At 55.4% G+C, this 12,300-nt stretch carries 8 protein-coding genes; 3 read left to right on the top strand and 5 right to left on the bottom strand.

Annotation, left to right across the window (positions count from 1 at the left end; all coding sequences use genetic code 11):
• Positions 1-28: 28 nt before the first annotated feature.
• From SPI6313_RS04695 to SPI6313_RS04680, 5 genes are all read right to left on the bottom strand, one after another.
• On the bottom strand, positions 29-5,032 hold the full coding sequence (locus SPI6313_RS04695) for an NACHT and WD repeat domain-containing protein (RefSeq protein ID WP_072619958.1): 5,004 nt from the start codon (positions 5,030-5,032) through the stop codon (positions 29-31).
• 51 nt (positions 5,033-5,083) lie between these two features.
• Positions 5,084-5,683, bottom strand: coding sequence for a hypothetical protein (locus tag SPI6313_RS22735; protein WP_139276532.1), 600 nt, complete (start codon positions 5,681-5,683; stop codon positions 5,084-5,086).
• Positions 5,684-5,714: 31 nt separating this feature from the next.
• Positions 5,715-6,113 (bottom strand): peptidase associated/transthyretin-like domain-containing protein, encoded by a 399-nt coding sequence (locus SPI6313_RS04690; RefSeq protein ID WP_072619957.1) that lies wholly within the window; start codon positions 6,111-6,113, stop codon positions 5,715-5,717.
• 297 nt (positions 6,114-6,410) lie between these two features.
• Entirely contained in the window at positions 6,411-7,328 is a 918-nt protein-coding gene (locus SPI6313_RS04685; RefSeq protein ID WP_072619956.1) for a ribokinase, read from the bottom strand.
• 23 nt (positions 7,329-7,351) lie between these two features.
• On the bottom strand, positions 7,352-8,713 hold the full coding sequence (locus SPI6313_RS04680) for an ATP-binding protein (RefSeq protein ID WP_072619955.1): 1,362 nt from the start codon (positions 8,711-8,713) through the stop codon (positions 7,352-7,354).
• Between the two features lie 499 nt (positions 8,714-9,212).
• On the opposite strand from SPI6313_RS04680, the gene SPI6313_RS04675 reads away from it, so the two are divergent.
• The 3 genes from SPI6313_RS04675 (at position 9,213) to SPI6313_RS04665 (ending at position 12,300) form a co-directional block, all read left to right on the top strand.
• Entirely contained in the window at positions 9,213-10,043 is an 831-nt protein-coding gene (locus SPI6313_RS04675; protein ID WP_072619954.1) for a cell division protein FtsQ/DivIB, read from the top strand.
• A gap of 4 nt (positions 10,044-10,047) precedes the next feature.
• Positions 10,048-10,956 (top strand): FkbM family methyltransferase, encoded by a 909-nt coding sequence (locus tag SPI6313_RS04670; protein WP_072619953.1) that lies wholly within the window; start codon positions 10,048-10,050, stop codon positions 10,954-10,956.
• 186 nt (positions 10,957-11,142) lie between these two features.
• On the top strand, positions 11,143-12,300 hold the full coding sequence (locus SPI6313_RS04665) for a glycosyltransferase (RefSeq protein ID WP_072619952.1): 1,158 nt from the start codon (positions 11,143-11,145) through the stop codon (positions 12,298-12,300).

Here is a 12,300-nt window from a genome sequence, read left to right as displayed (position 1 = left end):
CCCAATAGTCCAATTTTCCCACAGTTCCCTAGGGTGGAACCGACCCCGGACAAATGGGCAGCGATTTGCCGTTCACTGCGATCGCGGCTGAATCGAGGGCGATCGCCGGGTGGGCGCGGTAGTCCGTCAGCCAGGCGCACCCCTGCGCCAGAAGCTGCTCCAAATCCAGCGACCAGAGCACCACCGAGCCATCAATCCCCCCGGTGGCCAGGCCGCCGCCATCGGTGCGCCAACTAACGCTGGTGAGTTGGGTTTGTTCGCTGTCCCATTCTTGCCAGAGGGTTTGGGCGGCTGTCCAGAGTTGGAGCCGTTGATCCCAGGTGGTGGCGGCGAAGAGTGTGCCCTGAGGACTGAAGGCGAGATCGGTCATGCTGTCGGTGGGACTGAGGGTGCTCTGGATCGTCTCCCCGGTGTTGTTCCAGAGGGTGAATTTTTTGTCGTAGTCGGCGGAAAAAAGCCAGGGGAGCGAGTCGGTTGGGGCGGCGGTGAGGGGCTGGGGCCAAAATTTCAGCACTAAGATCCAGTTTTGATGATGGGATGCCAGTTGGGCTGTGGTGAGGGGGCGTTGAGCGGTGGGGATGGGGTTTTGGGGCTGGGTTTGATCCACGGGCCAGAGGTAGATCTGATGATCATCGCCAGCGGCGGCGAGCCATTGGCCATCAGGGCTAAAGCTGAGGGTGTTGACGCGATCGCGGGGTTGACGCAGGGTGGAAAGTAATTCCCCCTGACTATTCCAGAGGCGGACGGTGCGATCGCGGCTGGCCGAGGCGAGGATATTCCCCTGAGGATGCCACGCCACATCCGTCACCCAATCCTGATGCCCTTGCAACTGGGCCACGAGTTGACCCCGGTGATCCCAAATCCGCAGGGTGCGATCGCGACTCGCCGCCGCAATCTGTTGTCCATCAGGGGAAAATGCGATCCGTTCAATGCCGCTCTCGTGGCCGGTTAAGGTCTGTTCGACGCGCTGATCCGCCACCCGCCACACCCGCACCACTTGATCTTCCCCCGCTGCCGCCACCCGTTGCCCATTAGGAGAAAACGCCACATCCTGCACTGCCCCCGTCCCCAACACCAAGCGCGGCCGGGGCTGGCCCGCCAATTGCCACAGCCGCACCGTCGTGTCATAACTGGCCGTTGCCAACTGCGTCCCATCGGGGCTAAACTGCAATCCCGTCACCCCATCCCGATGGCCAATTAAGGTTTGTTGCAACAGGGCCCGCGCTTCCGGATCGGCGGCGGTCGCTTCCGGGTTAAACCGCCAGAGTTTGATCTGATTGTCGTTGCTCGTGGTGGCCAGGGTTTGACCGTCGGGGCTGAACTGCACCGCAAACACCCAATCTTGATGTCCCTGCAACGTGGTGATTAAATTCCCCGCCCGATCCCAGACTTTCGCGCTGTGGTCATCGCTGGCGGTGGCGATCCAGCGCCCATCGGGACTATAGACACCATAGGACACCCCGGCATCGTGGCCCATCCAGCGTCGCCGGAGGGTTCCCTCCGTTGTCCAGATCGAAATCTCGCCCTTACGATCCACGGCGACAAGTTCTGCACCATCGGGGGCAAAGGCAACCCAGCGCACCGCATCACGATGGCCGCTCAAGGTGCGCTGGAGTTGGCCGGTGCTGTCCCATAGTTTGACGGTGCCATCGGCGGCGGCGGTGGCGAGGGTGTGGTTTTCTGGGTGAAAGGTGACGGCATAAACCCGGTCGGGGTGGGCTTGCCAATGGTGGTGTTCGGTCTCCTGGAGGGTTTTCCCCCGCAGTTCCCAGCGGTGAACGGTTCCGTCCCAACTGCTAGCGGCGATCGCATAGCGATCGCGCCCCTGTTGTTGGATCACGACGCTGGTAATACTGTCCTCTGGCCCCGTCAGGGTGCGAAGTCGTTTCCCCTGGGGTGACCAAATTTGGATGGTGCGATCGCGGCTAGCGGTGGCTAAAAATCGCTGATCGGGACTATAGGCCACATCCCACACCACATCACTATGGCCGTTGAATTGGTTCCGTTCGCGCACCTGATGCAGGGCCTGCTCAAGGCTGGCGAGGACCTTGAGTTGGACGGCTGGGGTGATCTGGGGTTGGGTGTTGAGGGGAAAGGCCAGGGGGGTGGCTTGGCGGTGCTGCTCTAAGCGGCGGGCGGCCTGGAGGGCGGTGACCAGGGCGGTCAGGTTTTGACCGGTGGTGAGGGCGGCTTCGGCGGTGGTGCTGAGGGTGAGGAGTTCGGCGTTACTGAGGGCCTGCTCGGCCCGTTGGCGTTGGCCGTTAATTTGCCAGGCCCAGAGACCCGTTAAGCCCGCGAGGACGGTCATTAACCCCCCCAGGGCGATCGCTGTCCAGCGTTGGCGAGTGAGGTGGAGCAATTGGCGGGAGTTGGCGGCCCGTTCGGCGGCCATTTGACGCTTGAGGCGATCGCGGTATTGGCGGCGAATCGTCGGTACGAGGTAATCATGCACCAACTGAAACCGATCTTCCGGATCTTCAGGAAACCGAAACACCAAACGCGATCCCACCAAAATTTCTAAAATCAGCGTCAATTGCTCCCGATATTGGTCAATGGTGTGATCGGGGTTGGTTTCATAGAGAATATGACTGAGATCGCTCACGGTCTTGAGGGGGCGGGTGTTGTTGTCGAGGGTGAGGGCAAAGAGGACGTGCCAGGTGGTGGTTTGATGTTCCAGGCCGCAGTCGGCGATGATCGTGGTCAGCGATCGCGTCACCAGCGTCGTTTTTGGATTTGGCCCCAAGGCCCGATAGGCCGCCAAGGTGGTAATCTGATCCGCCTGGAGTTGCGCCCCCAACAGATGCAACTCCAAAGGGCGCACCGTCCCCCGGCCCTCAGCTAAATCCGCAATCCACGCCGCAATTAAATCCGGAGTCAGTTGAAACTGAGATTGCGCGATCAAATGGGTGATCACCTGTTCCGCTTCAGCCGGCGTGAGATCCCGCAGGGCATAGCGGACTTGACGACCGAGGAGATTACTATCAATGCCATCAAGTTCAATCTGGCGTTCAATGGCGAGCAAATAATGTAAATAATCATCCCGCAGCGATAGAATCACCTTCACAAACGGCAAACGCAATAAATCCCGAAAAAACTCGTAAAAGCGGTGCTGTTCCTCCACATCGGGACAGAAAAAGAAAAAATCTTCAAACTGGTCAAAAATCAACACCGTTAACAACCGATTCTGACCATTCCAGCGCAGATGATCGAGGAGGCTGGCGATGTTGGTGACGGGATGCTGGAGGGCCGTAGGCATGGCGGCCTGGAAGACGGTGCAGAGGAGAGATTCCCAGTGGCGGTATTGGGTTTGGAGGACGGGGACGACTTCCCGCGCTCCGATGATTTGGGTTTCGAGGTGGGGGATGAGGTGATGGAGGAGGCTACTTTTGCCCACGCCCGACGCGCCATGGAGGACGGTGAGGCGGTGGTCATGGCGGCTGATCCGTTCGATGAATTGGGCGATCGCCACTTCCCGACCGGCCACCGACAGGGAACGGCGCGAGGCGGGATAAAGCTGCATTTCCGGGGTTAAGGGCGTGGGCATCACCCCATAAAATGCCCGTTGGCCGATCATTTGTTCGACCAAATATTGTTCTTGTTTGAGGTTGAAGGCGCGTTTGTAATGGTGTTGTTGGGTATGGTGCGATCGCAACTGTGCCACCACTTGCAGATATAGATCCTCCCGCCGCAGGCCAATACTCGACACACAGGTAGACCAGGCTTGAATCAGCACCCGGCGGGCCGCTTCGAGAGTCTGGATCGCCGTGGAAATCTCGCCCAAACTGGCTTCGGCTTGGGCCCGCACCGCCATCACCCAGGCCCAATGCAGCGAATTGTCCTGGGGTAAGAGGGCCGCCAGCGCGGTGTTGGCCTGAGCGATCGCGTCTTCTGGTGTTCCTTTGGCTTGAGCCACTTGGGCTAAAAACCCGTTGATCTGACCGCGATACAAATCCACCGCTTGCACCAAAGGTAAGTCTTGGGCCTCGGCACAGAGGCAATCCAGGGCAGGCCAATCTTGCTGTTGAACCAAAACAAAGCCCCAATGGAGCAAGATTTGCACCGCCAACTCATCCCGCTGCCGCACCGCAAAAATTTCCCAACTGGCTTCGAGATAATGCCGGGTCTGTTGCCAGGCTGCCGCAGCCTGTTGGGGGGTTTGCAATCCCTGTTGATGGGTGCAGAGGGCGAGGTGAAACAGCAGCAGGCCCTTATGTTCTAAAAACGGATTGCGTAACGAGGCGGACGAGACAATGCGTAAATCCTGCCGCCGCCGTTCCCAAAAGCCTTGACCCTGACTCCACACCGTCAGACTTTGTTGATAATGGGCGATCGCCGCCTCAATCTCCCCCGCTGCATAGGCATCGCGTCCCAAAATAAACTGCCAGGTGGCCTGACTGACGGGGGTGAGATGTACCGATCGCTGGGCCGCTTCGAGTTCGTGACGGAGCCGACAACCTGGCGCGAGATCCAACGCCCCATTGGGTAAAAAGGTCAGCGTCCCCGCCTCTAGCACCTGCCGAAACAGATCCTCCGTCACCTGCCACCAAAAGGAAATCGACTCCCGCAGCGACAGTTCAAACTGAATCGACATCGCCGCCCAACTTTTAAAGTCCGGGGATAAGCGGGTCAGGGCTTGCAAACTGGTGTCCGTCATCCACAGCACGATCGGCAGGGGCAAGGCGCGGCGAAATTCGTCCCGCACTTGGTTCGCCCCCGCCACCACTGTATTCAGGTCATAAATTGCTTCAAACCCCCACACCATCAAGGCTTGACAGTGGGACTCATGATAAATGCCCTGGAGGGTGTCGAAGAGGTTGAGGGTGTCGGGCGCGAGGGTGTGCGATCGCCACGGCACGGCTTCCCCCGCTGCGGCAAACCAGTCTTCTAAATCCGTCAGCACTTGGCGTTGTAACTCTTGGTAATTACACCGCACGAGGATCAGGTTAAATTCCCCCAGCGACAGCCGAATCGCCCGCCCTAGGGCCGCGAGCGATCGCTGATTCGCCACCGTCGTCTGTTCTGTCGAAGCCATGCACCCAAAATTGATTTGATTCTGTTTTATTAAATTTAGCCCGACTCAGGATCAAGAACGTTTTGGTCGTCTATATCCTTCGTGTAGAGCTTCATTTTCAGTTTTAAAGCACCAGGCTGCTGTAGCTTGGTAGTGTCTATCCCCTGGGCAATAATATATTCCCCGATATGAATCATCTTTAGATAAATTTTCTGTCACTCGAATTGGATAACCAACAGGACACTGATTGGTCAATGGGTCAGGGGGTGCGCCATAACTATGATTATTTGATTTTCTGACATTCTGTTTTCTTTTTAGTTTGTAGCTGGCTTCATATACACCATTATCGATTTTGTTTTGAATACTATTAGCAACTTTTTTGTTTTCAGAAATTGAGCCTTTGTATTTAGACAATATTTCTTGAGCTTGTCGTAAAATCTCGATTTTTTCTGCTAATTCTTCTTCTTGAAGAGAATCTAATTCATTAAATTTATCTTGAGTAATGTTATCTAATCCCACTAATGCAGCAGAAGTACCTCCAAAGAAAAGCATAAGCAACAGAAAAAATAATTGTTGCCACGCCAAAAATCCGCATCCACATAGAAATGCAAGTATTAGACAAAATTCAAGCCTATCTTGAATTTCTTGAGTAACGCTTACTTCTTGAGACATAAAGAATATTAAAATCTTGAAATTGATTTATTTAATTCTGAGCATCCATGTATAAAACTCTAGTGGTGCTTGGATCTGTTTCTAAATTGATTGTTTCTTGTGCCGTAATAAAACCATCTTTTGTTAGCGTGACAGTAGCACTTTTTCGGGGAGGAATTTGGATTTCAAAATAACCATTCCGATCAGACATTTTTTGAACAGGTGGCCCATCAAAGACAATACGGGCACTAACATTTTCGACTGGCTGCAAAGTTTGTCGATCCTGTACTGTAATATTTATACTTTGTAGATTTTGTTGGGATTCTTGTTGACTAGCTGGCAAAACATTACCAGTTTTTATTTGTTCCCATCCTGCATAGCCTGTAACTAGCACGATAAAAACAAAGACTGCTTTTTGCCATGGTCTTAGTTGTTTAAGGCTCTCTAACATTTTACTTTTGATGAGACAAGTACAAAAAAAGATTATTTCGATGAATTTCTAGTCTGAGTATTGTAACCTCTCAATTTCAAAAAACATTAATCTTTAGAATATAGCAGTAACCAGAAAAGTGGGGACACTTTAATTGAACGAGACTATTGAGGGCTGAGCGGAGTCGAAGCCCGGCCGCTTACCCTTCGACGACCCTCAGGGTGCGCTGGACTGAATGGACTAACAAACTTCTCTTGCTCTCGTATTCTCGTGACCTGGCTCTGCCATGGTACGAGCGGTTACGAGAGGCGAGTCGCGTTAACCATTGGCCAACTGCGCTATCATCGCCGCTTGACTGGGTAACGACGGCTGCGCCCCGGCCTTACCCACCGCCAACGCCCCCGCCACCGTGCCCCACCGCACCGCTTCCGGGATGGATTTCCCTGCCACCTGCGCCGCAATGAATGCCCCATTAAAGGCATCCCCCGCCGCCACCGTATCCACCACCGTCGCCGGATAGGGTGGCACGAGAATCGCCTCGTCCGGTGTGGCGCACCAAACCCCCTGTGCGCCCAAGGTGATCAATACCGTCTTCACGCCCCAGCCTTGAATGATCGTCGCGGCTTCGGCAGCGGTGGTGGCATCGGTGACGGGGAAGCCCACCAGTTGTCCGGCTTCCACTTCGTTGGGGGTGAGGACAGTTACGCCGGGCCAGAGATCCGCCGGAATCGATTCAATGACGGGGGCGGGGTCGAGGAGGACGGGGACTTGGGCGGCGTTGGCTTGGGCGATCGCAGCCTGGATCACCCCTAAGGGAATCCCCAAATCCATCAACAGCCATTGTGCTGTTGGTAATTGCGCGGCGAGATAAGCCAACTCAGCCGCGCCAACGGTGGCATTGGCCCCAGCGGCACAGGCGATCGTGTTTTCCCCCGTGGCACTGACGACGATCGAGGCAACCCCGGAATTCACATCCGGATTGACCCCTAGGCCCTGGGTTCCCACCCCGGCCGCTGTGAGGGCGATCGAGAGGGTTTGACCAAAATCATCGCCGCCCACTTGGCCGATGAAGTCCACGGGTACACCAAGACGTGCGATCGCCACCGCCTGATTCGCCCCTTTCCCCCCAAAGGCCGAGAAAAATTCATGGCCAATCAAGGTTTCGCCCGCCTTCGGTAAGCGCGGAGTTTTCACCACCAAATCCATATTGATACTACCAAGCACAAGGACCGTCATAATCGGGGAAAAACGCTACAGTTCTAGCGTACACGGTGGGCATCATCCTTAGCGGTGGAGATTGGGATGAGTTGCCGGGCCATGGCTTTAAAGGGTTCGGTTTCCATCAGGGCGGGATTGATCCCAAACCAGCGGCCTTGGTCGTCGCGATATTCAAAAACGAACATACTCCGCAGCAGCAGTTGATATTCTTTTTCGCCGCTGAGGCTCTGTTCTCGTAGCACTTGAAAAATTAGCTCCCATTCATGCTGTTCGAGGGCGAGGAGCAGATCGTCTTGGTAGCTGCGGATCACGGCTTCGGCGCAGTCGCGGGGGATGGGGGGATCTTGGTGCCGCAAACAGGTGTAGAGCAGGCCGAGGAGGTTGCGCACATGGCCGCCGCTGATCTGACAGAGGCGATCGAGGGTGCTGCTGTGGTCAAAGAGTTCGGTGATCCGATCGCACCGTTGGGCGGGGTCGAGGTCGGGGAAGGCACGGGCGAGGATCATCTGTTTGAGCAGATCCATACCTTGGCGGTGTTCGCGACCGTCGCGGTGTTGGATTGGGATCATCGGTAGGATGGTGGGGGCAACGCCGCCGCCGAGACGGTTTTTCAGGGTTTGGTAGTCGTTGGAAAAAATCAGGTCAAGGGGGATGGTGTAGACCATGTGGCAATTGAGGCGGCGCAGTTGGGAGCCGCGATCGATAAAGAGGTGTTCGGGGAGCGATCGCGTCGGGGTCAGTTGACTGGGGGAAATGCGATCGAGGTTGTCCACAATCACCACGAGGCCTTGCTTGCCGCGATATTTTAATTCTTGATTAGCACGGGCGAGAATTTCGGTGTTGATCGCCCGTAACAGGCCTTCGGTGCGCGGTTCGAGGGATTGCTTGAGTTGTTCGCGCAGTTTGGGGTTGTCTTTGGCTTTGGCGGTGATTTTGGCGATGCCGACGGAGAGTTCCGCCTCGGTTTCAAGATCTAAGGGGGTTTGCAGCAGTGACTTGACATCCTGCAAGAGGGTGACGAAATAGCCGGGTTTGAAATGAATGTTTTCGGCTTCGAGGCTTTCGCTGACGGAGCGGGCGATCGCTAATAAAATATCGCTCACACTCACATCGGCCATATCTAAATCCCGACTTGATTCAAAATAGACCACATGAAAATCCTGGGCCTCTAACCCCGCTTTGAGGCGCAGCAGTTCGGTGGACTTACCACAGCCAATGTGACCGCTAAACAGTTGGCAGGTGGGTTCGTCGGGGGACAGGCGGGCGATCGTCCGTTCGAGCGCCTCCACAATTTTGCCCCCCCGCACGGCGGCAAAGTCAATGTAGTAGCGGCGATCGTTCGGATTGCCGAGATTTAAGGTTTTACTGGGGTTACACGCTTTGAAAAAAAGATGCAATTGCATGAAAATTCATTCCCTGATGTAGATGCAGTCACTGAGGGATGATCCCTAAATTCAGTGGTGGCGAGGGGATGTCCAGATTTAACCCCGGTGATGAAGCGATACCCTTCAAACAACCTCAACGGTATTGACAACCGGCTGGGTTGGGGGGTGAACCCCGGACATCCACATCGCTCTTAGTCTTGAACCTGTCAGCCTAGGTCTGGAGCTAAAGCTCGGAATCTAAGCTGACAGGTGGCGATCCCATGGGAGCACAGTCATGGTGATCAGTCTTGGTGAAAGATGCAGATTGATTAAAGCTGTGATGACAGTCTTGAGTGTACTCAGTTGTGGCGATCTTGAGGCCCTTGGTGTCTCCCCTAACCGCAATTGTACGGAGTTGAGCCGCAGGCAAGACCTCACGGACGCAGAGGGGTGGGGTATCATAGCCGATAAGCCAATAGGCTGTTGATTGCGATCGCAGCCGGTTCCGTTGGCACGACAGTTTTGGGGCAATGCTGATATGGCTACGCTTACCTCCACCACGTCCGATGAGTTAAAAAGTCGTCGTCTGCGCTTAAAACGGCGGCGGCAATTGTTGATCTTACAAAAACTATGGCGATCGCTCCTCGTCTGTAGCATGGCGGGCGGCATGGTCTGGCTCGTCACCCGTCCCGACTGGGTGATCACATCCCCTGACCAGGTGAACATCCAAGGCGTGGAACATCTCAGCGAAGCCACGATCCGCGACTTGATGCCCCTCGACTATCCCCAACCCCTCCTAGAGGTGAAGCCCAAACGCCTCAGCCAAGCCCTCGAAGCCCAGGCCCCCATCGCCGCCGCCGTCGTCACCCGTAAACTCCTCCCCCCCAGCTTGACCCTAGAAATCCAAGAACGCCAACCCGTGGCGATCGCCCTCCCCGGCAACGCCATCATCGCCACCAGTGAAGCCCGCCCCGATGGCGTGGGCTTCGTCGATGCCCAAGGCACTTGGATGCCCCACGACAGCTACAACAACCTTGAAACCACCACCCACCTCCCCACCCTCACCGTCATCGGCCTTTCCGATCGCACCCGTCCCCATTGGCCCGACATCTACACCCTCCTCAGCCAAGCCACGATCGAAATCTTTGAAATTGACCTGCAATCCCCCACAAATCTGATTCTCCATACCGAACTCGGTGAAGTTCACCTCGGCGGCTACAGCAGCAACCGCTTCACCCAGCAGCTTGATGTCCTCGCCCAAATGCGCACCCTGCCCACCCATATCCAACCCAGCGACATCGACTACATCGATCTCCAAAGTCCCGACGCGCCCGCCCTCCAACTCAACTCCCCCACCCCCAGCAACTAACACCATGCTGCCCCCCTACCTAACCCGCCCGGAATATGTCTTGCAACCCCGGCAACTCTGGCGGCGCTTGGGTCGCCCGAAAGCTGACACCGTCGGCATGCAAAAAATTACACCGCCCTGGGGCTTCCCGCTCTGGGTGGAGCCGCGCCCGGATCATACGGTGGAATGGTCGCTCTGGGTGATGGGGCTGTATGACTTGGCCCTGAGTGAAACCCTCTGGCGACTGACGGAACCGGGGGAAACGGTGCTGGATGTGGGGGCGAATATTGGCTATGTGACGAGTTTGTTGGCGGCACGGGTGGGGGCGCGGGGTCGGGTGATCGCCGTTGAGCCGAATCCGGAGGTGTATGGCGAATTGGAACGGCATCGGTCAGCGTGGCGGGAGTTGGGCAGTGGGGCAACGGTGGAATTACATGCGATCGCCCTCGCCAACCAAGCCGGAACCGCCACCCTCCGCATCCCCAAACGCAACCGCTGCGAAGCGGCCATTTTCACCACAACCAACGACAACCCCGACGACACCCTGCGGATTGAAACCGTCCCCCTCACCACCGGCGATGCGTTGTTACCCGATGATCCCGCCATTGGGGTGTTGAAAATCGACATCGAAGGCTATGAATTAGCGGCGTTTCAGGGGTGCGATCGCCTCCTGCGCCATCGCTGCATTCGGGATATCATCTACGAACAACACGAAGGCTATCCCAGCCCCGCCACCCAATATCTCATCGACCGGGGTTACACCATTTTTCGGATTTGGAAAGGCTTCTGGAAACCCCTCCTCTACCCCCCCGACTTTAGCAACGTTCACCCCTGGGAACCCCCCAACTACCTGGCCACCCTTGATCCTGAGCGGGCCCGGCAGAAATTGCGATCGCGCGGTTGGCAAATCCTCCAAACCCGATCTCCACGATAGGATCTGTCTCCTGATGATCCTTCAAGTTCCTCAAATAAAGACCTGTTAAGGTATAACGGAAGTGAATTTTTCACCCCCATTCCTTGAGGAAATCAGCAGAGAGGATAAGGGTTCAGCGGTGTGGCATAGCCTCACACTATGATTCGTGATCTTGAGGTGTATTTTGTTGGTGATGATGGATAGAGCATGAACATATTGAGTGTCCACAATCAGTACATGATCCGGGGGGGAGAAGATGAGTCTGCGATCGCTGAATGTCAACTGTTGCAACAGCACGGTCATACCGTCACCACCTATTCCGAAACCAACAAAACCATCACCCAAAACAATCTCACCAAACTCGCCCGCGACACCATTTGGTCAAAAAAAACCTATCACAACATCACCCAGATTCTGCAACAGGATCACTACGATGTTGTTCATGTCCACAACTTTTTTCCCTTAATTTCGCCATCGGTCTACTATGCCGCTAAAGATGCCGGGGTCGCCGTCGTGCAAACCCTCCATAACTATCGCCTCCTCTGCGCCAATGGCCTCTTTTTCCGTAATGGCCAGGTGTGTCATGACTGTTTAAATAAACCCATTCCCTACCCCGGCCTGATCCACAGTTGTTATCGGAGTCGGGCCGCCACCGCCGTCACCGTTGCGATGGTGATGACGCACCATGCTTTAGGCACTTGGAAACATCACATTGATCGCTATATTGTCATGAGTGAAAAGGGGCGCACCCTCTTTACCCAAAGTGGTTTCCCCGCCGATAAAATTCACGTTAAACCCCATTTTGTAGACCCCGATCCTGGCATCGGATTAGGAGATGGAAACTATGCGTTGTTTGTCGGTCGCTTATCGGTGGAAAAAGGGCTTGATCTCTTAATCCAGGCTTGGCAAACCTTTGACCATTCTTTACCCTTAAAAATTGTCGGCAGTGGCCCCCTCGAACCCGCATTAACCGCCGCCGCCCAGCAATCCCAGTCCATTCAACTCCTTGGATCTGTCCCGTTAGAACAAGTTTATGAATTGATGAAACGAGCGGCGGTGGTGATTTTTCCCTCGAAGTGGCATGAAACCTTTGGTCGGGTGATCATCGAAGCTCTTGCCGTTGGCACTCCCGTCATCGCCTCCCGCCTCGGCGCATCACCGGAATTAATCACCACGGGCAAAACGGGCTATTTGTTTGAACCCAATAACCCAGAGTCCTTAGCCGCAGCGGTGAAAGAATTCCTCAGACATCCTGATCCCTCAGCCCTGCGCCGGGCAGCGCGGCAGAGTTTTGAGCAACGCTACACAGCGGCCCAAAATTACGAGCAGTTGATGGCAATTTACCGGGCGGTTTGTAACCCCTAG

This window comes from Spirulina major PCC 6313, from assembly GCF_001890765.1.
Taxonomy (GTDB): Bacteria; Cyanobacteriota; Cyanobacteriia; order Cyanobacteriales; family Spirulinaceae; genus Spirulina; species Spirulina major.
Note: the sequence above shows the minus strand (reverse complement) of the source record. Positions and strands in the feature narration are given on the sequence as shown.